Annotated in this window: 22 protein-coding genes; 15 read left to right on the top strand and 7 right to left on the bottom strand. The window is 71.5% G+C overall.

What is annotated here, in order from left to right:
• Window positions 1-44: 44 nt before the first annotated feature.
• Together OHN19_RS02050 and OHN19_RS02045 are read right to left on the bottom strand one after the other, a co-directional pair.
• Window positions 45-608, bottom strand: a complete 564-nt coding sequence (locus tag OHN19_RS02050) for a hemerythrin domain-containing protein (protein ID WP_330262419.1) — start codon at window positions 606-608, stop codon at window positions 45-47.
• A gap of 91 nt (window positions 609-699) precedes the next feature.
• A complete protein-coding gene (locus OHN19_RS02045) occupies window positions 700-3,189 on the bottom strand; it encodes a nitrate reductase (RefSeq protein WP_330262418.1) in 2,490 nt (829 codons plus the stop codon).
• 138 nt (window positions 3,190-3,327) lie between these two features.
• Between OHN19_RS02045 and OHN19_RS02040 the strand changes: the two genes are divergently transcribed.
• The gene (locus OHN19_RS02040) at window positions 3,328-4,518 is read left to right on the top strand and encodes an amidohydrolase (RefSeq protein ID WP_330262417.1); all 1,191 of its coding nucleotides are present in this window, start codon (window positions 3,328-3,330) and stop codon (window positions 4,516-4,518) included.
• Between the two features lie 25 nt (window positions 4,519-4,543).
• Here OHN19_RS02040 and OHN19_RS02035 read toward each other — a convergent pair whose 3' ends face one another.
• The 3 genes from OHN19_RS02035 to OHN19_RS02025 are packed head-to-tail and all read right to left on the bottom strand — an operon-like array spanning window position 4,544 to window position 6,230.
• Window positions 4,544-5,269 carry a metallophosphoesterase family protein gene (locus tag OHN19_RS02035; RefSeq protein WP_330262416.1) on the bottom strand — a complete coding sequence of 242 codons (726 nt, stop codon included), beginning with the start codon at window positions 5,267-5,269 and terminating at the stop codon, window positions 4,544-4,546.
• Entirely contained in the window at window positions 5,266-5,538 is a 273-nt protein-coding gene (locus OHN19_RS02030; RefSeq protein WP_330262415.1) for a BON domain-containing protein, read from the bottom strand. Before OHN19_RS02030 ends, OHN19_RS02035 begins: the two co-directional genes overlap by 4 nt.
• The gene (locus tag OHN19_RS02025; protein WP_330262414.1) at window positions 5,535-6,230 is read right to left on the bottom strand and encodes a nucleotidyltransferase domain-containing protein; all 696 of its coding nucleotides are present in this window, start codon (window positions 6,228-6,230) and stop codon (window positions 5,535-5,537) included. Before OHN19_RS02025 ends, OHN19_RS02030 begins: the two co-directional genes overlap by 4 nt.
• Window positions 6,231-6,441: 211 nt before the next feature.
• Here OHN19_RS02025 and OHN19_RS02020 point away from each other — a divergent pair, with 211 nt between their 5' ends.
• Together OHN19_RS02020 and OHN19_RS02015 are read left to right on the top strand one after the other, a co-directional pair.
• Window positions 6,442-6,915, top strand: coding sequence for a hypothetical protein (locus tag OHN19_RS02020; protein WP_330262413.1), 474 nt, complete (start codon window positions 6,442-6,444; stop codon window positions 6,913-6,915).
• Window positions 6,909-7,223 (top strand): hypothetical protein, encoded by a 315-nt coding sequence (locus OHN19_RS02015; RefSeq protein ID WP_330262412.1) that lies wholly within the window; start codon window positions 6,909-6,911, stop codon window positions 7,221-7,223. The genes OHN19_RS02020 and OHN19_RS02015 overlap by 7 nt, the downstream gene beginning before the upstream one ends.
• A gap of 49 nt (window positions 7,224-7,272) precedes the next feature.
• Here OHN19_RS02015 and OHN19_RS02010 read toward each other — a convergent pair whose 3' ends face one another.
• The gene (locus tag OHN19_RS02010; RefSeq protein WP_330262411.1) at window positions 7,273-7,842 is read right to left on the bottom strand and encodes a 3'-5' exonuclease; all 570 of its coding nucleotides are present in this window, start codon (window positions 7,840-7,842) and stop codon (window positions 7,273-7,275) included.
• 262 nt (window positions 7,843-8,104) lie between these two features.
• Here OHN19_RS02010 and OHN19_RS02005 point away from each other — a divergent pair, with 262 nt between their 5' ends.
• Both OHN19_RS02005 and OHN19_RS02000 read left to right on the top strand, forming a co-directional pair.
• Window positions 8,105-10,168, top strand: a complete 2,064-nt coding sequence (locus tag OHN19_RS02005; RefSeq protein WP_330269508.1) for a DUF1996 domain-containing protein — start codon at window positions 8,105-8,107, stop codon at window positions 10,166-10,168.
• A gap of 259 nt (window positions 10,169-10,427) precedes the next feature.
• Window positions 10,428-11,594, top strand: a complete 1,167-nt coding sequence (locus OHN19_RS02000; protein ID WP_330262410.1) for a serine hydrolase domain-containing protein — start codon at window positions 10,428-10,430, stop codon at window positions 11,592-11,594.
• Window positions 11,595-11,628: 34 nt separating this feature from the next.
• On the opposite strand, the gene OHN19_RS01995 is transcribed toward OHN19_RS02000, so the two are convergent.
• Window positions 11,629-12,555 (bottom strand): GNAT family N-acetyltransferase, encoded by a 927-nt coding sequence (locus OHN19_RS01995; protein ID WP_330262409.1) that lies wholly within the window; start codon window positions 12,553-12,555, stop codon window positions 11,629-11,631.
• A gap of 440 nt (window positions 12,556-12,995) precedes the next feature.
• On the opposite strand from OHN19_RS01995, the gene OHN19_RS01990 reads away from it, so the two are divergent.
• From OHN19_RS01990 to gap, 10 genes are all read left to right on the top strand, one after another.
• The gene (locus tag OHN19_RS01990; RefSeq protein WP_330262408.1) at window positions 12,996-14,183 is read left to right on the top strand and encodes an ATP-binding protein; all 1,188 of its coding nucleotides are present in this window, start codon (window positions 12,996-12,998) and stop codon (window positions 14,181-14,183) included.
• Entirely contained in the window at window positions 14,180-14,581 is a 402-nt protein-coding gene (locus OHN19_RS01985; protein WP_330262407.1) for a roadblock/LC7 domain-containing protein, read from the top strand. The genes OHN19_RS01990 and OHN19_RS01985 overlap by 4 nt, the downstream gene beginning before the upstream one ends.
• The gene (locus tag OHN19_RS01980; RefSeq protein ID WP_123765658.1) at window positions 14,578-14,955 is read left to right on the top strand and encodes a DUF742 domain-containing protein; all 378 of its coding nucleotides are present in this window, start codon (window positions 14,578-14,580) and stop codon (window positions 14,953-14,955) included. Before OHN19_RS01985 ends, OHN19_RS01980 begins: the two co-directional genes overlap by 4 nt.
• Window positions 14,927-15,535, top strand: a complete 609-nt coding sequence (locus OHN19_RS01975; protein WP_037713890.1) for a GTP-binding protein — start codon at window positions 14,927-14,929, stop codon at window positions 15,533-15,535. The genes OHN19_RS01980 and OHN19_RS01975 overlap by 29 nt, the downstream gene beginning before the upstream one ends.
• Before the next feature lie 52 nt (window positions 15,536-15,587).
• Window positions 15,588-16,940 carry a cytochrome P450 gene (locus tag OHN19_RS01970; RefSeq protein WP_330262406.1) on the top strand — a complete coding sequence of 451 codons (1,353 nt, stop codon included), beginning with the start codon at window positions 15,588-15,590 and terminating at the stop codon, window positions 16,938-16,940.
• A gap of 170 nt (window positions 16,941-17,110) precedes the next feature.
• The gene (locus OHN19_RS01965; protein WP_330269507.1) at window positions 17,111-18,769 is read left to right on the top strand and encodes a hypothetical protein; all 1,659 of its coding nucleotides are present in this window, start codon (window positions 17,111-17,113) and stop codon (window positions 18,767-18,769) included.
• Between the two features lie 35 nt (window positions 18,770-18,804).
• On the top strand, window positions 18,805-19,776 hold the full coding sequence (locus OHN19_RS01960; RefSeq protein ID WP_330262405.1) for an aminoglycoside phosphotransferase family protein: 972 nt from the start codon (window positions 18,805-18,807) through the stop codon (window positions 19,774-19,776).
• Between the two features lie 80 nt (window positions 19,777-19,856).
• Window positions 19,857-20,282, top strand: a complete 426-nt coding sequence (locus OHN19_RS01955; RefSeq protein WP_330262404.1) for an OsmC family protein — start codon at window positions 19,857-19,859, stop codon at window positions 20,280-20,282.
• 20 nt (window positions 20,283-20,302) lie between these two features.
• A complete protein-coding gene (locus OHN19_RS01950) occupies window positions 20,303-21,259 on the top strand; it encodes a GlxA family transcriptional regulator (protein ID WP_330262403.1) in 957 nt (318 codons plus the stop codon).
• 107 nt (window positions 21,260-21,366) lie between these two features.
• A complete protein-coding gene (gene gap / locus OHN19_RS01945; protein ID WP_330262402.1) occupies window positions 21,367-22,365 on the top strand; it encodes a type I glyceraldehyde-3-phosphate dehydrogenase in 999 nt (332 codons plus the stop codon).
• Window positions 22,366-22,429: the final 64 nt, after the last annotated feature.

Here is a 22,429-nt window from a genome sequence, read left to right as displayed (position 1 = left end):
CGCAGGCCCTCGCCCTCACCCGTGGGACCTGCGCGGTGCGCGCGTCAGTCCTCCTTGCCGCGGCCCGACAGCGCGTCCCGCATCCGGTCGACCAGCCCGGCGCCGGGAGCAAGCAGCTTGTTCGCCGGAGGAGTGTCCGGAGCCGAGGGGTGCGGGCGGGTCGGCGCCATCTTCTTGGCGCGGCGCACCTTGTCGCCCAGGTCGTTCAGCTCCTTCTCCGAGCAGGCGACACGCAACTGCGGGAAGAGGGTCTGCTCCTCCTCGGCGATGTGCGAGCGGACCTCGCTCATCAGCTCTCCGACGAGCCGGTCGAACTCGGGGTCGTCCGCCTCGCAGCCCTCCAGGTCCTTCATCAGCTGCTCGGCCTTGGAGTGGTCGTCGATCTCCCGGTCCGCCATGGTGTTCCCGTTGACCAGGTGCTCGCGTACCGCCGGGTACAGGTACTCCTCCTCGGCCACCGAATGCCGGATCAGCTCCATGGTGACCTGCTCGGCGTACACCTTCCGGTTCTTCTCACCGGGCGACAGCGCCTCGATCTTCCCGAACAGCTCCTCGACCTCACGGTGATCGGTCATCAGCTCGTCGATGACGTTTCCTCCGTGTCCCATGTTCATCACCTCCGGCCCCCGAGTGCCCTGGGCCGTACGCCTTATTCCTGGTCACAGGCTCGTCGGGTGGACTTCGTGGTCCTGCCGGACTTCATGACCTGCCTCCCGGATCCCGGGCCGGACCCTCGCCGTAGCCGGGGTCCTGTGTCGCCCGGGCCTGTCGGCCACCCGCCGTGACGGGCACGGAGCCGGGGTCCGCCGGGGCCGACGCCGTGGTGGTGGGAGCCGGGGCGTACCGCCCGTCCGCGCGGGCGACGAGGGTGAGGGCTGCGGCCGCTGTCTTGAACAGGGGCTGCTTGGACGCGGGGTCCCAGTCGGTAATCGTCGTCTCGTTCGCGGCCCGCCCCGGACCGCCCCCGTCCGGGCCGTCGCCCTCCTTGGTGTCCCAGTAGCCGTAGTGGAAGGGCACGAAGAGCAGTCCCGGCCGGATGTCGGTGACGCGCAACCGTGCCTGAAGGGCGCCGCGCCGGGTGGTGACCTCCACCAGATCGCCCTCGCCGAGACCGAGCCGGTCCGCGTCCGCCGCGCTCACCTCCGTCCACACCTCGGGGGCCGCCTCGTCGAGCTGTGCCACCCGGCCGGTCTTGGTGCGGGTGTGGAAGTGGTAGAGCGTACGGCCCGTCGAGAGCTGGAAGGGGTACCGCTCGTCCGGCATCTCGTGCGGCTCGACGTACGCGGCCGCCTTGAGCACGGCCTTGCCGTCCGGGTTGAGGGAGCGGTACTCCACCGGATCCACGGCCGCCCCGGTCTCCAGGTCCTTGCCGTAGCTCTCGCAGTCGTCCGGGTGGGCCCAGGTGATGCCGTCCGTGTAGAGGCGCGCGGTGCCCCCGGGCCGCTCCTCGGTGCAGGGCCACTGGATGCCACCGGCCTCGCGGAGACCGTCGTAGGACAGGCCCGTGTAGTCGCAGGGCCGGCCCGCGCTGCACCGCTTCCAGGCCTCGAACGCCTCCTCGGGCCCCCGCCAGCCGATCAGCGGTCCGCCGTCCTTGTCGCGGAAGTCCATGCGCCGCGCGAAGTCCAGGAGGATCTCCAGGTCGGGCCGGGCCTCGCCGGGCGGCTCGACCGCCTTCTCGCACAGGTGGACCGTACGGTCGGCGTTGGTGATCGTGCCGGTCTTCTCGCCCCAGGTCGCGGCGGGCAGCACGACGTCGGCGAGCCGCGCGGTCTCCGTCAGGTACAGGTCCTGGACGACGGTGAAGAGCCGGTCCTGTGCCAACAGGGCGCGGACGCGGGCCAGTTCGGGCAGGGACACCGCGGGGTTGGTGCCGCTGATCCAGAGCATGCCGATCGAGCCCTGCTCGGCGTAGCGGAACATCTGCATCGCGTGCGTGGGCGGCGCGTAGTGCGGGATCCGGTCCGGCTCGACGTTCCACACCTGCGCCAGGTCGGCGATGTGCTTCTCGTTCTGCCAGTTGCGGAACCCCGGCAGATCGCCGTCGGCGCCGCACTCGCGGGTGTTCTCGGCGCTGGGCTGTCCGTTCATCTGGAGCACGCCCGCGCCCGGGCGGCCCAGCATGCCCCGGATCAGATGCAGGTTGTTGACCTGCACGGCCGCGGCGGTGGCCTGGTGCGCCTGGTAGACGCCCTGGAGGACCGTGGACAGCAGGGCGTCCGCCGTGCCGACGAGCTCGGCCGCCGCACTGATCCGGGCGGCCGGCACGTCGCAGATCTCCGCGGCCCACTCGGGCGTGCAGGACGCGACCCGTTCGGCCAGCTCCTCGAAGCCGACGGTGTGCGCCTCGACGAAGTCGTGGTCGACCCGGTCGTGCCGGATCGTCTCGTGCAACAGGGCGTTCAGCAGCGGCACGTTGGTGCCGATGCGCGGTGCCAGGTGCACGGCCGCGTGCCGCGCCACCTGGGTCGGACGGGGATCCACACACAGCAGCCGCGGCGGGTCGGCACTCGCCAGCCGGTCCAGGACCCGCGCCCACTGCACGGTCTGCGTCTCGGCCATGTTGTGGCCGAACAGCGCGATCACGTCGGCGTGGTCGAGGTCGTCGAAACTGCCGGGCTGGCCGTCGCAGCCGAACGACTCCTTCAGCGCCTCGGCCGCCGTCGCCGTGCACAGCCGCGTGTTCCCGTCGAGGTGGTTGGTGCCGATGCCCGCCCGGGCCATCACCGCGAGCGTGTAGTACTCCTCCAGGAACAGCTGCCCGCTCGTGTAGAAGCCGATCGAACCGGGACCGCGCTCCTCCAGCAGCTCACGGGTGCGGGCCGCGATCCGCTCCATCGCGGTGTCCCAGTCCGTCTCCACCAGGTGCCCGTCACGCCGGACGAGCGGCCGGGTCAGCCGGTCCGGCGAGGCGTTCGCCTGCCAGCCGAACAGGTCCTTGGGCCCCAGCCTGCCGCGGCTGACCCGGTCCACCGCCCGTCCGCGCACTCCGGCCATCCGACCGCCGACCACGGCGATGTCCATGGCGTCACCGCCGGAGTGCAGCAGCGAAGCCGCCGGCACCCATGTGTCGACCGCCCCGGGCTCCACACCCTCCGCAAGGAACGTGTCCACCCTGGCCGGCCAGGACCCGTGGCGCCGGTACGGCGTCCGGGCACCCCAGGGATCGGCGATCCGGTCCGCCTTCATGTCGGCCTCCTGGACGACGCCCGCTGATCGCTCCTGAGTACCCCCACCCCGGTGCCGGTAACGGTGACCGGGTGTAAGCAGGCCCGCTCGATGGAACCCGGACCGGGACACGGACGTACGACGCCAGGGGAGGACGATGTGACCGACGCCGTGGACGAGGTGCTCGCGCGGGTGCACGGGGAGGTGACGGCACGGGCCGACCGGCTCTGGGACATGGCGCGGATGCTGCACTCCGACCCGGAGTACGCCTTCGAGGAGCACCGGGCGGCGGCGCTGCTGTGCGGAGAGCTCGAATGGGCGGGATTCGAGGTGCGGCGGGACGTGGCCGGCCTGCCCACCGCCTTCACCGCACGCTCCGGGACCAGGACCCGCCCCGCGGTGGCCCTGATGCTGGAGTACGACGCCCTGCCCGGCCTCGGCCACGCCTGCGGCCACAACCTGATCGCCGCGGCCGGCCTCGGCGCCGCCCTCGCCGCGCGGGCCGTGCTCAGCCGGGACGCGGGCACCGTCTGGGCCATCGGCACCCCGGCCGAGGAGGGCGGCGGAGGCAAGGTCGCCGAGACCGACGCCGGGCTGTTCGACGACCTCGACGCGGCGCTGATGTTCCACCCCGGCGTGCACAGCTGGCAGTGGGCCCCGCTGACCGCGCAGGCCCAGTACCGGGTCGGCTTCCACGGCCGCGCCGCCCACCCGACCGGCAACCCCACCGAGGGCGTCGACGCGCTCGCCGCGCTCATCCAGCTCTTCAACACCCTGGCCGTGGTGGGGCGCAGGCTGCCCGAGGGGTCGCACGTCCAGGGCATCGTCACCGACGGCGGCAGGGCCACCAACATCGTTCCCGAGTACGCGGAGGGCCTGTTCGGTCTGCGCGCGCTCACCACCGGCGCCCTGGAGGACCTGGCGGGCGAACTGCTCACCTGCGCCCAGGGCGTGGCCCGCGCGACGGGGACCACGGTCACGGTGGAACGGGCCACGCCCCGCTACGAGCACTTCCGGGACAGCTCGGTGCTCTCGGCCCGGTTCGCCCGGTACCTGGCGGGCACCGGGATCGAGATGACCCCGCCCGCACCCGGCGTCTACCTGGGCTCCTCCGACGTCGGCAACGTCAGCGGACGGGTGCCCGCCATCCACCCCTTCGTGGCGATCATGGAGGAGGACGGCTCCGACCACACCCCCGAGTTCGCCGTCGCGGCCGGCTCCGAGCGCGCCCGCCGGGTGATGCTGGCCGCCGCCGAGGCCCTGGCCTGCACGGCGGTGGAGGTGCTGCTGCGGCCGGAGCTGCGGGACGCGGCATGGGAGGACCACGACCGGGCCACGGCCCGCAGCTGACGGTTCGCGTACGGGGGGCGGCCGCTCAGTTCTCGTGCAGGTGGTAGACGTTGAAGGCCCGCCGGATCACCGGCTGGGCCACGTTCCGCACCCGCACCCCGCCGGCCGTCATCCCGTGCTCGGTGCCCGCGTGCGCGTGTCCGTGCACGCTCAGGTCGGCGCCCGCCGTGTCGATGGCCTCGGCCAGCAGATAGCTGCCGAGGAACGGATAGATCTCCAGCGGCTCACCGGCGAGGGTGTCGGCCACGGGGGAGAAGTGGGTGAGCGCCACCTTGGCCCCGCAGTCCTGCCGGTCCAGTTCCTCCAGCGCCGTGCGCAGCCCGTCCGCGCAGCGCCGTGAGTACCGTACGAACTCCTTCATCAGCGGCTCGCCGAACTCCCCGGCACTGCGGCCCACGAACCCGCCGCCGAACCCCTTGGTCCCGGCGATGCCGACCCGGGTGCCGCCGCACTCCACGACGGTCCCCTCGCCCTCCAGGACCCGCACCCCCGCGTCCTCCAGCAGGGCGGCCACCTTCTCGGGCTGCTCGTCGTGGTGGTCGTGGTTGCCGAGCACCGCGACGACCGGCACCGGCAGGCCCCGTACCTCCTGGGCCACCACTCGCGCCTCCTCCGGCGTGCCGTGCCGGGTGAGGTCTCCGGCCAGGAGCAGCAGATCGGCACAGTCGGGCAGGGTGTCGAAGGCGGGGCGCAGCACGCCCTGGCTCTCCGGCCCCATGTGGATGTCCCCCACGGCGGCGACACGGATCACGGCAGTTCCTCCGCATGATCGGGCGTGGCGGTCTCCGCCACCACCACGTCGGTGTGCACGGCGAGCCCGGCGAGCTCCTCGCGGACGGTCCGCAGCACGGTTTCCCGGCACTGCGCGGACGGCACCGTGCCGGTGACGACCACCGCCCCGGCCCGCACCTCGGCCCGGACCCCCAGCTCACCCAGCTCCTCCGCGGCCAGCCGGTCACGGAAGTGGGCGACGCGGTACTCGACGTTCTCGCCGGAGTGTTCCGGCGCGGAGCCGCTCATGTCCGGCCCTCCTCGGTCTGCTGCTGCCTGGCGGTCCTCGGTTCGATGACCTCCAGCCGCTCCAGGAAGTAGAAGAACGCGTCCGGCATCGGCGCGTCCCCGCAGCCCCGGCGTACGGCGTCCCAGTCCACCTTCTCCCGCAGCGTGCGGGCGATCGGCAGCACGGCCCCGAAGTCGCAGTGGTGCTCGGAGAACGCGGACAGCAGGCTGTGCAGCAGGTCGGTGGGGGACAGCACCGGCATGAACACCGAGTCGACGGAGAGTTCGTCGGCCCGCTCCAGCAGTTCGGTGGTGACCGGCTGGTGCGCCAGCTCGAAGATCAGGTCGACCTGCTGTCCCAGGCAGTCGGCCTTCAGGAGCCAGTCCTCCGGAGGCGTCCGGACCGGGAGGCCCGCCGCGCGGAGGGTCTCGGCCACCGACTCCGCGTCCTCGGGACGGATGGCGAAGTCGACGTCGTGCTGGAGGTTCTGGGCGCCGCCGTGGGCGTACACGGCGACACTGCCCGCGAGCGCGAAGGCGTGTCCCTCCCGTTTCAGGATCGCGCCGACCTGCTTGGCCGCCTCCAGGATCGCCTGGTTGCGGTCGACGGGCAGACTCTGGGCGAGTGCCTCACCGGCGGCTTCCCCGGTCGCCAGTCGCAGTCCGGCGACGCCCCCGTGGCGGGCGACGTCGTCGTCGGCGTGCTGCGTCATCAGTGCCCCCTTCCTGGCCGGCCCGCATCCGAGGGGCCGGGACGGGCGGTTCGGGTACCCGGGACGGCGGGGTTCGACACGGTGGATCTCGCCGCGCGACCGGACGTCACGGCCCGGAGCGGGGATCGCGGCCCGCCGTTACAGCTGGTTGCGGCGGGCCGCGCACGCGTGCGGGCCCTGGCCCGGCTCCCAGGACGGCCCACCGCTGCTGATGGGCGCCAACGCCGCCAACCGCTTCACCACGGTCGACAGCGTGCCGGCCGGCGACCACCACCGTGTCGTCATCACCGGCGCCCCCTTCCCCGAGCCCTCGGTCCGCGCGCTGCACGAGGCCGGCTTCGAGGTCACCGCAGCCCCCGGCGATCTCGACGAGGAAGGGGTGATCAAGGCTCTCGAAGGTGCCTGGGGGTACGTCCTCGGCGGCGGCGAGCGGCTGTCCGCCGAAGCGTGGGACCGGCTGCCGGACCTGTCCGTCGCGTGTTTCCTCGGCACCGGGTACGGCTCCTGCATGGAACTGCCGGCGTATCCCTCGGCCGTCCGCTTCGCCAACACCCCGCACGCCAACGCGGTCGCGGTCGCCGAGTGTTCCTGTACTGGAACCGGACGCCCAGGCCGGAACTGGCGGCGCTGCCCTGCCAGGCGATCGGCTCGCTCCTCGGCCTGTTCCACTCGGCCGACGTGGTGAGCCTCACCTTCGCCCACGAGCCCGGCGTGAACGACGGGGTCGTCACCGCCGAGCATCTGGATGCGCTGGGCCCCTCGGGCTACCTCGTCATCGCGGGCGCGGCCGTCGACGGCTACTACACCGAGCCCACCCCGGCTCCCGCCGACGCCCCGCACGGCCTGCTCGCCCTCGCCCCGACCCGTCTCCTCGTCACACCGCACAGCGCCTTCCACAGCACACAGGCGATGGCCCGGATGGCCGAGATGGCGGTGGAGAACCTGCTGGCCGTGCACCGCGGGGAGGGACCCCCGTACGCCGTGTCCGGGTGACCGGCCGCCACGCGGTGCTCTCCTCGCCGCACTGAGGAGGGGAGGGGGACTAGGACAGGGGCCAGCCGTCCCGCTTCGCGAGGTGCAGGACGAGGGCCGCGATGTTCCAGGCGTCGTCCTCGCCGCGGTGGTGGCGGCCTTCGAGCGGCAGGCCGGCGATGCCCAGGGCCTGGGCCATGCCGGGACGCTTGCGCAGGCCGTGGACGTCGGTGAAGACCGCCTTGGCATTGGTGTGACGGCGGCCGAAGGGGTACGGCGTCCTCGTGGCCCCGCACTGCCGGGTGAACTGGAGGCGGTCGTAGTCGCCCCAACTCGCCCAGGGACGCGCACCGGAGGCGTGCTCGGCGGCCAACACCCGGCAGGCCTCACCGAACGGCAGGCCCCGGTTCACCTCTTGCTGGGTGATACCGGTCAACTCCGTGCAGAAGGTACTGACTTCGGACCGGACGGGCCGGACCATGATGCGGTGCCGCGCCACCCGCTCGGCCGTCGACAGGTCCACGACGGTGAGCCCGATCTCGATGATCTCGCTGACCGAGCCCGGGGGAGGGGAACCGGGCCAGCACGTGGCTTCGATGTCCACCACGTTCAGGAGCCGGTCGGTGTCCGTGCCGTTCATGGGCAGACCGTAAGGGCGCCGACGGGTGCGAGTCATCTCGTTTTCCCTGCACAGAGGTTCGAGAGGGATGGTGGAAGCCGGTGTTCCGTATGAGAGTGCTGTGAATTTCCGATGCGCTTGAACACCGGGGGCCCGCCGTCCGTATGGGGCGGGGGACTTGCATGCCCGGAGAGCCGAGACGCGCAGGAGTATTTCCGTGGGACGCAGTAATCGCAGACGACCGACCGGCGCACGACGTGCGACCTTCGCCGCAGTGGCCCTGATGCTCGGGGGTGGTGGCCTGGTCGCGGCGAACGTGTACGCCTCCGCCACGGAGAGCGGCACGCCGCAGCAGACGTCGTGGGGAGCCGTCACGATCGACTGCCCGGACGTGGGTGACGCGCTGACCAGCGTGCCCGACGGGGCGCGGGCGGACGTCGACAAGGAACTCGCCCAGCTGGACCAGCAGATAGCCGAGGCCTACCAGCAGCTCCAGGACCCGTCGGTGCAGGACCGCGACGCCGCCCAGAGCCGCATCGTCGACCCGCTCCAGGAGAACCGCGCCGCGACCATCGAGCGCATCACCGCCGCCCTCCAGAGCGCGGGCGCACAGCCCGAGGGCCTCGGCGACAAGGCCGGCTGCACCCTGCGCCAGACCGAGAACCAGAACGGCGACGGTCAGGACCAGCAGGGTGACGGCCAGAACCAGGACGGCCAGGGCGACGATCAGCAGGGCGACGGTCAGGACCAGGGCGGTCAGGGTGACGGCCAGGACCAGGGCGGCCAGCAGCAGGGCAACGGCGGACAGGCCGGCAACGGCCCCGTGGCCGCCGACTACGCCGACATCAACAGCGCCCCACCCGCCGCACAGGCGCCGCCGGCTCAGGGCGACGCCTCCCGCGGCACCTTCGTCACCAGCTGCGGTGTCAACGCGAACGGCCTGTTCAACTCGGACAACGTCATCGTGGCCCCGGGTGTCTCCAACGGCGCCCACCACTTCCACGACTACATCGGCAACCAGTCCAACACCGCCTTCGCGAGCGATGAGGACCTGGCGAACGCCGAGACGAGCTGTGTCGACCAGGGCGACAAGTCCACGTACTACTGGCCGGTGATCCGGCTCCAGAACGGCACGCAGGAGCAGGACGCCAACAAGCCCGGCGGTGGCATCGAGGGCAACGCCGGTGAGATCGTCACCCCCAAGGAGGTGACGCTGACGTTCGTGGGCAACCCGCGCAGCAAGGTCACCGCGATGCCGCGGCTGCTGCGCATCATCACCGGTGACGCCAAGGCCTTCGTCAACGGCACCGCCAACGCCAACGCGTCCTGGAGCTGCACCGGGTTCGAGGACCGCCAGCTGAAGGACAAGTACCCGCTGTGCCCGCAGGGCAGTGACGTGGTGCGCACCTTCAAGTTCCAGAGCTGCTGGGACGGCCGCAACATCGACAGCGCCAACCACCGCACCCACGTGGCGTTCGCCCAGAACGACGGCACCTGCCCGAACGGCTTCCAGGCCATCCCGCAGCTGGTCCAGCGGATCGTCTACGACGTCGACGCGCCGAGCCTGAACGACGGCGGCCGCACGACCCCGCTGTTCGCGGTGGACTCCTTCCCGGAGCAGCTGCACAAGGCCGTCACCGACCACGGCGACTTCATCAACGTCTTCGACGAGGACCTGATGAACGAGATGGTCGGCTGCATCAACGACGGCCGCCAGTGCGGCGCCGGCACCGGGCAGGACGACCCGGGCAACGGCGGCGACAACGGCAACGGCGGAGACAACGGCGGGAACGGCGACAACGGCGGGAACGGCAACGGGGGTGACAACGGCGGCGGCCAGAACGGCGGCGGCGGCCAGAACGGCGGCGGCCAGAACGGCGGAGACGACGGCAACAGCGCCGACCCCGACCCCGGCAACAGCAACGACCCCGGCAACGGCGGCGACAACGGCAACGGTGCCGAGGAGAACCCCGGAAACGGCGACGACCCCCAGCAGCAGCCGACCCCGACCGCCGAAGCCCCCGCCGGTGACGCGTCGACGGCCCCCGCCGACGACCAGCCGAAGACCTACAGCTCACCCACCGCCCACAGCACCACGGCACCCGACACCGGGAACGTCAACGGCAACGGGAACGGCGACGAGCAGGCGAACCAGCCGAACCCCCAGGACAGCACCGCGACGACTGCCCCGGGAGCAGTCGCCCAGCCCCCCGTCGCCGCTGAGCCCCAGGGCAACCAGGGCAGTCTCGCCGAGACCGGCACCAAGCTGTGGCCGGCCGCACTCGGCGCGATCCTCCTGATCTCCGGCTTCGTACTCCTGCGACGCACCAGCCGCCGCTCGATCTGACACCGACCGGCACGAGCATGAAGCGGGGGTGGCGGTTGTCCGCCACCCCCGCTTCACGCGCATAATCCGGTGTCCCCGGAGATGCCGGTGTATCCACCAACTAAGCCGGACGAAGGACACTGCTGATCCCGGCGGGACGAATTCACGGCAGCGCTCGGCGCCCGCGTCCACTCGTCCGTATGCAGCAGTAAGGGAAGCACGGGGGCACGACTCCTGGTGAGGCTGGACGGACCATGACGTCCGTCCCCCCGGAGCCCCCATGTCTCTACGCCGATCCCGCCTGCGAGCCGGGTCCGTCCTCGCGGTCTGCCTCGCCGCGCTGGCCCCCGCGACAGCCGGCGCCGTCGCCGACCCGTACGGCCGGCAGAACCTCCAGCGTCAGCTCGAGGAGTTCGTGCGGAGCCCCGGCGGACCGCCGGGAGCCATCGCCGTCCTGCGCACCGAGGAGGGCACGCGCGTCGTGCGGGCCGGTGTCGCCGACATCCGCACGGGCCGCCCGCCCCGGCCCGACGACCACATGCGCATCGCCAGCACGGCCAAGGCCTTCAGCGGGGCGGTGGCCCTGACACTGGTCCACCACCGGGTCCTGCGTCTCGACGACACCCTGCACCAGCGGCTTCCCCAACTCCCCGACGCCTGGGGTGAGGTGACACTTCGTCAACTCCTCAACCACACCAGCGGTCTGCCCGACTACTCCCGCAGCGCCGGGTTCCTCGACGAGCTGCGCGCCGACCCGCGCCACCGGTTCGACTCCCGGCGCCTGCTCGACTACGTGGCCGACCAGCCCCTGCTCTTCGCGCCGGGCAGCGAGTACCGCTACTCGAACTCGGACAACATCGCCGTGGCACTCATGGCGGAGGCGGCGACCAGGACGCCGTACGAAGAGCTCCTGCGCAGACTGGTCTACCGGCCGCTCGGCCTCCACTCGACCAGCCTCCCGCAGGGCTACCGGATGCCGAAGCCGTATCTGCACGGCTACGACGTGGACCCGCCAGCGCCCCCGGAGGACGTCAGCGAGGTCATCGGCATGTCGGGCGTCTGGGCCTCCGGAGGCATCGTCTCCACGCCCGCCGACATGACCCGTTTCATCCGCGGCTACGCGAGCGGGCGGCTCTACGGCAGGAAGGTCGTCGAGCAGCAGCGCCGGTGGATCGAGGGTGCCGCCTCCGAGCCCGCAGGGCCGGGCCGCAACTCCGCGGGTCTGGCCGTCTTCCGGTATCAGACGCGCTGTGGTGTCGTCCTGGGCCACACCGGCAACACGCTGGGCTACACCCAGTTGATCGCGGCGACCCCCGACGGCCGCCGTTCGCTGACGTTCTCGGTCACCTCGCAGATCACCGAGACCACCGGTGCCGAGCGACTGCGCGAAATGCGTGCGCTTCAGGAGAACTTCGTCTGCGCATTGCTGCGCGGAAAGGGCGAATAGCGGTCCCGGGCGACCGTGGAAAAGCGGTAGGAATTCAACTCACCACGATTTCCCAGGTGTCGACGGCGTAATGGACCGACATTCCGTTGCGCGCGTACAACTCGGGCGCGCCGGTGGCGTTTTCGGTGTCCACACCGAGGCCCACCGAGGTGCGCCCCCGGGCCGCGAAGGCGGCGAACGCCTGGCGCAGCAGGAGTCCGCCGAGGCCCCGGCCGCGGGCCTCGCGGACGAGGCCGAGACTGCGGATCCAGCCCATGGCCTCGCGGTCGTCGCGGGCGATCAGGAAGCCGGCGTCCCCGAGGTCCTCGGCGGAGACGAGCCACACCAGCGACCAGTCGAGCCGGTCGGCCTGGATGTCGTGCAGCCACTGCTCGTACGAACGGGGCTGGAAGTCGAAGTGCTCGGCGAAGGAGGTCTGGTGCAGGGCGTGGACCTGCTTGCGGTCCGCCTCGTCCACGCACGGCCGCACCCGCACGCCGGCCGGCGGCTCGGGCGGCAGGTCCGCGTCCGCCCGCAGCGCCCGCTCCAGTACGTGATAGCGCCGGACGACCGTCCAGCCGCGGGCCCGTATCCGGGTGAGGTCGGTCGTGGGTGCCGAGTTGAGATGCAGATGGACCACGGCCTTCGAGGCGCCGTTGGCCCGCGCCTTCTCCAGTGACCTGGCCTCCAGTGCCTCCAGGAGCAGCTCTCCGGCCTCTTGGTGGTCGGGCAGCACGTAGTGGTCGGCGTCGATGCGCTCACCCTGCGACTCGTCCCACACCAGGGCGTACGCCACCAGCCGTGAGCCGTCGAAGGCCAGCCAGGAGTCGCGGTCCAGGTCGACCTCGGGGTGCTTGAGGTCGGCCTCCACCGTGTGCAGATCGGTCTCGGGCCGCCCGATCTCGATGCGGTCGATCTCGTTCAGCAGGTCGGTGACGGCCGGCGCGTCGGTGAGCGCGGCAGCGCGCAGGAGATAGGGCATGGGCCAAGGGTCCGGACCGGACCCGGTGGCCGCAAACGAGTTTTGCCACCAGGAGGGGGAAAACGTTCCCACGCCCTTGGTAGGCTGCCCCGCGTTGATCATGAACGAGTGGCCGGAACAGGGGATCGCAGGCGGGCGGGACGCGGACCCGCCACCCGGCCCCGCGCGGCGATGAGGTCTTGCTGCGGGACATTTGTGGAGAGTCGTCAAGTGTGGTGCCTGGTACGCCTGTTGACACCGTGACAACTGATAAGATCATTGTACTTTTCAGTAGGCTGATGACGCGTCATACGCGCGTACGGGGGACAGCCACAACGGCCCCATCGTGAAGGAGTGACGGTTGGTCCGCCGGCAAGGTCCGCCACCCCAGGGTGACGGGCGTTCCCGGGGGTCTCATGCACGGTCAGTCTCCCGACGCGAGGCGACTTGAAGAGAGTCTCATGACGTCATTGTTCGAAGATCCACTCCTGTGGGTCCTGCTCGTGGTACTCATCGCTGCGGTTTTCGCAGTGATGCGCGCACGGAGAACCAACATCCAGCTCCGCGCGAACAACAACAAACTGCACGGCGACATGGCGAGCGTACGAGGCCAGCTCGCCGAGCTCCAGACGACCTACTCGTCGGTGAGCGCACGGCACGCCGCGGATCTGGAAGAGGTGCGCAAGGACGCCGAGTCCGCGACCAAGGCGACCCTGAAGTCGGCCGTCGGCACCCTGGCCACCCTCGCCGAGGAGCAGCTGTCCCTGCTCGACGGCCTCCAGCAGAAGTACGGCGACGACCACGCGGTCCTCGCCGACCTGATGCTGGTCGACCACACGGGCAGCCAGTTCAGCCGCCGTACCAAGGGCATCTCGGTGCTCTGCGGCGGCTGGCTCGGACGGCGCGACCGGGACGCCTCGGTCTACGACGTGGCCCGCAGCGCCCAGGGACGCATCCGTGACTTCGAGCGGGTCAACGTCCACTCCCAGGCCAGCGTCGCCATCACCAGCCGCGCCGTCGAACCCGTCGCCATGGTCCTGGCCGAACTGCTGGACAACGCCACCAAGTACAGCGCCCCCGGCACCCCCGTCGAGATCAACATCCAGGCCGTCCCCACCGGGATCTGCCTGATCGTCGACGACGCCGGTCTCGGCATGGACCAGGAGACCAAGGCCCGTGCCGCGTCCCTGCTGACGGCGGGCGGGGCCGTGGACATCACGAGCCTCGGCGACCCGCCCAAGTTCGGCTTCGCCCTGTCCGGCAAGCTCGCCGCCCACTACGGCTTCCACGTCTCCGTCGACGCGGTCTCGCCGTACGGCGGTGTACGGGCCGTGATCCGGGTGCCCGAGAACCTTCTGACGGCGGACGTGCCCGCACCCGCACCCGTCGTGCTCGACCAGTTCGAGGACGAGCCGGCGGCGGCCAAGCCGTCCCCGGTGGCCTCCCTCGTCGTCGGACAGACGGCCGGCGGCCTCCCCAAACGCCGTCGGCGCCGCAACGGCGCCGTCTCCGTGGTGGCCACGCCCAGCGCGGAGGTGCCCGACCTGGACGCGGCCGGTGAGGAGACCGCCTCGCGGCTCAAGGCATTCGCTCGCGGAACCCTGCTCGGGCGGGACTCAGACAACACGGAAGGACCTCAGAACCAGTGAATCCCGACCTGTCGTGGGTGTTGAACGACGTGCTCGAGGTGCGTGGGGCCCGTCACGCCATCCTCGTCTCGGCGGACGGCCTGCTGATGCAGCGGTCCGACGGCATCGTCCGTGACGACGCAGAGCGCAACGCCGCCGCGATGAGCTCCCTGCAGTCCCTGTGCCGCAGCGTCGCCCCGTTCGTCGGTGGCGGCAAGGGCCTGTGGAAGCAGACCCTGATCGAGTTCGACGGCGGCTGGATCTTCCTCATCGCCGGGGGCAGCGGCTCCTACCTCGCCGTCTCCACCGCCCTGGACGTCGACATGGAGGCCATGTCCATCCGGATGCAGAAGACGGTGGGCGCGCTGACCAAGGCGATGAGCGCCGTTCCGCGCCAGAACACCGGCGTCGACGCATGACCTGGCCAGGCGAGGACGCTCCGGTAACCAGCGACTTCGTCCGCTCCTACGTCATCACCGGCGGCCGTCGTCTCCCCTCCGACGACGACCTGGCCCTGCACACGCTGGTGTGCATCGCACCCGAGCGGACCCTGCCGCTGGGCGCGGGCCCCGAGGTGCGGGCGATCTGGGAGCTCTGTTCGGGCGGCTACCTGTCGGTCGCCGAGGTCGCCGGGCACCTGGGACTGCCCGTCGGCGTGGCCCGACTCCTGCTGTCCGATTTATTCGAGCAGGGGCACCTCCTGCGCCGCGCTGAACCGGCCCCCGCCCAGCACGTTCCCCGAGCGATACTCGAGAAGGTTCTGCATGGACTCGAAACCCTCAACATCGGCTGACCCCGGGGCGAACGGCTCCATCTACGTCTCCGCCGATGTGACCACCGCCGCGAAGATCCTGGTGGTCGGACACTTCGCCGTGGGCAAGACGACCTTCATCGGGTCGCTGTCGGAGATCACTCCGCTGCGCACCGAGGAGAAGATGACCCAGGCGTCCATGCACGTCGACGACCTGCGCGGGGCCCCGGACAAGGCGACCACCACCGTGGCGCTGGACTTCGGCCGGCTGACCCTGAGCGACGAGCTGGTGCTGTACCTGTTCGGCACCCCCGGACAGCAGCGCTTCATGCAGCTGTGGGAGGACATGGCCCGCGGCGCGCTCGGCGCCCTGCTCCTGGTCGACCCCTCACGGCTGGAGGAGACGTTCCCGGTCATCGACCTGATCGACGAGTACGGCCTCGAGTACGCGATCGCGGTCAACACCTTCTCGCAGACCAGCCACTTCGAGGAGGAGGAGATCCGGGAGGCCCTCGACCTGCTCCCGGACACCCCGGTCATCTACTGCGACGCACGCGACCAGCGGTCCTCCGCCCGGGCCCTGATCGCTCTCGTACGCCACCTGCTCGACCGCGCCGCCTGAACCACCGCCCCCCGCCCGGACCGCACGGTCCGGGCCAGCTAAGGACACAGACATGGACGTTCACGACACGGCCGCCACCGGCGCGGCCAGATGCCCCATGTACGACGGCTCCTTCGCCGCCGACCCGCAGAAGGTCTACGACTACCTCCGGGCGCACGGCCCCGCGGGCCCGGTCGAGCTCGCCCCCGGCGTCGACGCCACCCTGGTCGTCGGACACGAGACGGCCCTGCGGGTGCTCCAGAACCCCACCCTCTTCGCGCGCGACGGCCGCCGCTGGACCGCCCTCAACGACGGCCGGGTCCCGCTCGACAGCCCGGTCCTGCCGATGATGGCCTACCGCCCCAACTGCCTGTTCACCGACGGCGCCCAGCACCTCAGGCTCCGCAAGGCGGTCACCGAGAGCCTCGACCGGCTCAACGTCACCCGCATCCGCCGCGACGTCGAGCCGATCGCCGCCTACCTCATCGACCAGTTCAGCGAGCGGGGCCGGGCGGACCTGATCAACGACTACGCCAAGCTGCTGCCGATGCTGCTGATCAACAAGCTCTTCGGCTGCCCCGCCGCCATCGGCGACCGGGTCACCAGCGCGATGGCCGACATGTTCGACGGCAAGGACGCGCTGAAGGCCAGCGACGAACTGACCGCCTGCTTCATGGAGCTCATCACCCTCAAGCGCCGCGAGCCCGGTGACGACATCACCTCCTGGCTCGTCCAGCACTCGGCCGGTCTCACCGACGAGGAGCTCAAGGACCAGCTGGTGATGCTGATCGGCGCCGGCGTGGAACCGACCCGCAACCTCATCGCCAACGCCCTGCTCCTGCTCCTCGGGCCGGAGGGCGAGGACGGGCCGAGCATGCAGATCGAGGACGCCCTCGACCACGTCCTGCTCAACAACCCGCCGATCGCCAACTACGCGACGCACTTCCCGGTGCAGGACGTCGACCTCGGCGGAGTGGTGGTTCAGGCGAACTCCCCGCTGGTCATCAGCTTCGCCGGAGCCAACAGCGACCCCGTGCTCACCGCGTCGGGCCAGGCCCACAGCCGCGGTGCCCACCTCGCCTGGGGCGCGGGACCGCACGCCTGCCCGGCCAAGAGCCCGGCCCAGGTCATCGCGGTCACCGCCATCGAGCAGATCCTCAACGCGCTGCCCGACCTCGTCCTGAGCGTCCCGGCCCAGGAGCTCCAGTGGCGTCCCGGCCCCTTCCACCGGGCTCTGGCCGCCCTGCCCGTCCAGTTCGCCCCCACCCCGGCGACCCGGATGGCCTCGGCGTACGGCGTGCCCACCGCGCCCCGTCCCTCGGTGGTCCAGCAGCCCGCGCCCGCGGCCCGCATCCCGGCCCCCGCGGCGCAGAAGCCGGCCAAGAAGGGATTCTGGAGCAGCTTCCTCGAGATCTTCCGTGTGTGACGGCTTAGCCCCGGCCACCTGGTGCCGGAGAGGGGGCTGACGACACTTCGCGTCCCCTCTCCGGCACCGCGTTCGTTCGGGGGACAGATCGGCTCCCACTCTCCCGAAAGCGCCTTCTTCGGGCAGAATCGACTCCCGTGCAGCACAGCCGGCAGCGCGAGGAGCGCCGTATGGAGTACTACGACCTCGGCTCCCACGGCCGACCCGTCACCACCGCATCCGCCGAGGCCCAACTCTGGTTCGACCGGGGCCTGGTGTGGACGTACGCCTTCCACCACGAGGAGGCCGTGGCCTGCTTCGAGCAGGCGGCAGCCGCCGACCCGGACTGCGCGATGGCCCACTGGGGCATCGCCTACGCGCTGGGCCCGAACTACAACAAGCCCTGGGAGTTCTTCGACGACCGGGACCTCGCCCGGACCGTCGAACGCACCCATACGGCCGTCGAGGCGGCCCACGAGAAGGCAGCCGCCCGGGCCACCGTGGTGGAGCGGGCCCTGATCGGCGCCCTGCGCGCCCGGTACCCGCAGGCGAAGCCCGCCGAGGACTGCGCGGTGTGGAACCCGCCGTACGCCGACGCCATGCGCGCGGTCCACGAGCTCGCCCCGGACGACGCCGACGTGGCCGCCCTGTACGCGGACGCGCTGATGAACCTCACCCCCTGGCAGCTGTGGGACCTGCGGACCGGCGAACCCGCCCTCGGCGCGCGCACCCGCGAGGCCCGGGCCGTCCTGGAGCGGGCGCTCACCAGCGCCACCGGACGCGACCACCCGGGCGTGCTGCACCTGTACGTCCACCTGATGGAGATGTCGCCGACGCCCGAGCTGGCCCTGTCCGTCGCGGACCGGCTGCGCGGCCTGGTCCCGGACGCGGGACACCTGCTGCACATGCCGTCCCACCTGGAGGTGCTGTGCGGTGACTACCGCCGGGTGGTGTCCGACAACAGCGCGGCGATCGCCGCCGACGAGAAGGTCCGGGCCCGGGCGGGCGCGATGAACTTCTACACGCTCTACCGCTCGCACAACTACCACTTCAAGATCTACGGGGCGATGTTCCTCGGCCAGTCGGAGGTCGCCCTCGAGACGGCCGCGCAGCTGGAGGCGTCGATCCCCGAGGAGCTGCTGCGGGTCGAGAGCCCGCCCATGGCCGACTGGCTGGAGGGCTTCCTCGCGATGCGGGTCCACGTCCTGATCCGCTTCGGCCGCTGGACCGACATCCTGGACCTGCCGCTGCCCGCCGACCCGCGGCTGTACTGCGTGACGACCGCGATGCTCCACTACGCCCGCGGCGTCGCCCTGTCCGCCCTCGGCCGCGTCACCGAGGCGGAGGCCGAACGCGCCCTGTTCCAGGCGGCGGTCGCCCGCGTCCCCGAGTCCCGGATGCTCTTCAACAACACCTGCGCCGACATCCTGGCGATCGCCTCGGCGATGCTCGACGGCGAACTCGCCTACCGCAAGGGCGACTTCGCCACCGCGTTCGCGGCCCTCGCCCGGTCGATCGACCTGGACGACAACCTCCCCTACGACGAACCCTGGGGCTGGATGCAGCCCACCCGCCACGCCTACGGCGCCCTCCTGCTCGAACAGGGCCGGGTGGCCGAGGCCGAAGCCGTCTACCGCGCCGACCTCGGCCTCGACGACACCCTGCCGCGCCCCCTCCAACACCCGGGCAACGTCTGGGCGTTGCACGGTCTCCACGAATGCCTGGTCCGCGGCGAGAAGGACGGGGAGGCGCGGATCGTCGCCCAGCAACTGCGCACCGCCACGGCCCTGGCCGACGTACCGGTGGAGGCGTCGTGCTTCTGCCGCGTGGGGACCGGTTGTTGCGGTTAGGCTCACACAACAGGACGGCGGAAGCGGGGAGTTGCATGCGCGAGACGGGTCAGTTCATCGCGGACGCGTATGCGCTCGGCGCGGGGACATGGACGCTGACACCCGTCGCCCGCGGCGCCCTCGGGCAGATCTGGAAGCTGTCCGGGAACGGCACCTCGTGGGCCGTGAAGGAACTGCTCTTCCAGGAGGGCGAGCCGGACGCCGGTGCCGAGGCCGCCCTGCGCGACGCGGCGGAACCGCTGGGCATCTCCGCTCCCCGCCTCATGCCCGACCGCACCGGCGCCCATGTCGTACGGCTGCCCGAGGGCTCCTGGGTGAAGCTGTACGACTGGGTCGACGGCACCGGGGCCGACCCGTCGGACCCGGAGATCCTGAGCTGGTGCGGCCGTACGCTCGCCCTTCTGCACCAGGCGGGCCAGGGCACGGGCGGGACGCCGGGTGGTTGGTACGAGGAGTGCCCCCGGGACGCCGACTGGGCCGCACTGCTGGACAAGGTCGGCCGTGCGGGCCTGTCCTGGGCCGAGGAGCTGGGGAGGTTCGTCGCCACGACCGCGGCGGAACTGGGACACCATGTGTCGCCGTCGGCCCCCGGCGACGTGGTGACCTCCCACCTCGACCTGCGCCCGCAGAACGTCCTGGTCGGACCGAGCGGACCGGTCCTCCTCGACTGGGACAACGCCGGGCCCGTCTCGGCGGAGCGTGAGCTCGCCCGGGCCCTGTACGTGTGGTCGGGCGGCAACGATGTCGACGCCGGGGCCGCCCGGCGGCTGGTGCGCGCCTACCGGGACGCCGGGGGCCGCGCGGTGGTCAAGGGCGTGGACGCCTTCTCCATGCTGTTCGCGACGGACCTCAACTACGTCCACGTGCAGGCCGCGTGCGCGGTCGATCCGACGGTGACCCCCGAACAGCGCGATTTCGGGAGCCGGGAGGCGGTGGCGAAGCTGCGGAGCCTGCCCGACCTGGGATCCGTGACCCGCCTGACGGAGGCCGTGGCGGGCGAGTGGTGACGCGGCACGGCGCGGCCGGGTGGTGCCGCGCCACCGGGCCGCCGAGGCACCGTTCGGCGCCCGGCACTAATGTCCTCGGCATGAGCGAAAACTCCGAGCGGTCCGTCACCGTCGAGCGCACCGGCACCGGCCATTTCGTCGCCACCAACACCCGGGGCGGCACGATCAGCTTCGGCACCGGATCCGACGAGTTCACCCCCGTCGAACTGCTGCTGGCCGCGCTCGGCGGCTGCACGGCCGTCGACGTCGACCTCGCCACCAGCCGCCACGCCGAACCGAGTGTCTTCGCCGTCGAGGTGACGGGCAACAAGGTCAACGACGACCTCGGCAACCGGCTGACCGACCTCGCGGTGACCTTCACCGTCGCCTTCCCGGACGGCGAGGGCGCCGACCGGGCCCGCACGATCCTGCCCCGCGCGGTCAAGACCTCCCACGACCGCCTGTGCACGGTCAGCCGCACGGTCGAGATCGGCACACCCGTCACCGCCAGGGTCGAGGACGCCTGACCGCTGCGTACCCTGTCCCCGTGCCAGCCTCCCGCCTCCGTCGTGTCGCCGTGCTCGTCCTCGAAGGCGCGAAGCCCCTGGACGTCGGGATCCCCGCACAGGTGTTCACCACGCGCGCGAGCATGCCGTACGAGGTACGGCTGTGCGGCGCGGCCCCCGGGCTCGTGAGCGGCGGGGACGGGCTGTCGTACCACGTCGCCCACGGGCTGGAGGCGCTCGCGTGGGCGGATCTCGTCTTCATCCCGGGCTACCGGTTCCCGGACCGTGAGGACCCTCCGTCGGCCGTCGTCGAGGCCCTGGTCGCCGCCCACGGCCGGGGCGCACGGCTCGCCGCCATCTCGACCGGCGCCTTCGCCCTGGCCGCGACCGGCCTCCTCGACCGCCGGCGCGCCACGACCCACTGGCACTACACGCGAGCGCTCGCGGCGAAACACCCCCTCGTGCGGGTCGACGAGAACGTCCTGTTCGTCGACGAGGGCAGCGTCCTGACCTCGGCCGGCGCCGCCTCCGGCATCGACCTGTGCCTGCACATCCTGCGCGGCGACCTCGGCGTGGCCGCCTCCAACCACGCGGCCCGGCGCCTGGTCGCGGCTCCCTACCGCAGCGGCGGCCAGGCCCAGTACGTGCCGCGCAGCGTGCCCGAGCCGCTCGGCGAACGCTTCGCCGCCACCCGGGAGTGGGCCCTGCGCCGACTCGACGAACCCCTCACCCTCGACCTCCTGGCCCGCCAGGCCGCCGTCTCGCCCCGCACCTTCTCCCGGCGCTTCGTCGAGGAGACCGGGTACACGCCGATGCAGTGGGTCATGCGGGCCCGCATCGACCGGGCCCGCGAGCTCCTGGAGCGCTCGGAGCGCGGGGTCGAGCAGATCGCGACCGACGTCGGACTCGGGACCGGGGCGAACCTGCGGTCGCACTTCCAGCGGATCCTGGGCACCACGCCGAGCGAGTACCGGCGCACCTTCACCCGGGGCGAGTGACCGCCTGGACCCGCGTGGCGCGATCCTTTTGAACCATGGCGATCGCGCCACTGTCAGCGGCGCATGCCGCGAGCGAGCCTGGTGGACATAGGGAAGGGACACCATTCATGACTCGCATCGCCATCAACGGATTCGGCCGTATCGGACGCAATGTGCTGCGCGCGCTCCTGGAACGCGACACCACCTTGGAGGTCGTCGCCGTCAACGACCTCACCGAACCCGCCACCCTCGCCAGGCTCCTCGCCTTCGACAGCACCGCCGGCCGGCTCGGCCGTCCGGTCACCGTCGACGGGAACACGCTGGTCGTCGACGGCCGCCGGATCACCGTCCTCGCCGAGCGCGAGCCGGCGCAGCTGCCGTGGGCCGACCTCGGCGTCGACATCGTGCTGGAGGCCACCGGCCGCTTCACCTCGGCCAAGGCCGCCCGCGCCCACCTCGACGCGGGCGCGAGGAAGGTCCTGGTCAGCGCGCCCTCGGACGGCGCCGACGTGACCCTCGCGTACGGCGTCAACACCGACGCCTACGACGCGGACCTGCACACGATCGTCTCCAACGCGTCCTGCACGACCAACGCGCTCGCCCCGCTGGCGTCGGTGCTCGACGAACTGGCCGGCATCGAGCACGGCTTCATGACGACGGTGCACGCCTACACCCAGGAGCAGAACCTCCAGGACGGACCGCACCGCGACGCCCGCCGCGCCCGTGCCGCCGGCGTCAACATCGTGCCGACCACCACGGGTGCCGCCAAGGCGATCGGCCTGGTGCTGCCCAACCTGGACGGCAAGCTGTCCGGCGACTCGATCCGCGTCCCGGTGCCGGTCGGCTCGATCGTCGAGCTCAACACCACCGTCGCCCGCGACGTGACCCGCGAGGACGTGCTCGCGGCCTACCGCACCGCCGCCGAGGGGCCCCTCGCGGGCATCCTCGAGTACTCGGAGGACCCGCTCGTCTCCTCCGACATCACGGGCAACCCCGCCTCGTCCATCTTCGACTCGGCCCTCACCCGGGTCGACGGCCGCCATGTGAAGGTGGTCGCCTGGTACGACAACGAGTGGGGCTTCTCCAACCGAGTGATCGACACGCTCCAGCTGCTCGCGCAGGGCTGAGACACACGCGGACGCGGTCCACGTCGTATCACCACCTTGACCGGTGACGGCTCCAGCTGACAGG

Source organism: Streptomyces griseorubiginosus, assembly GCF_036345115.1.
GTDB classification, from domain to species: Bacteria; Actinomycetota; Actinomycetes; order Streptomycetales; family Streptomycetaceae; genus Streptomyces; species Streptomyces griseorubiginosus_C.
Note: the sequence above shows the minus strand (reverse complement) of the source record. Positions and strands in the feature narration are given on the sequence as shown.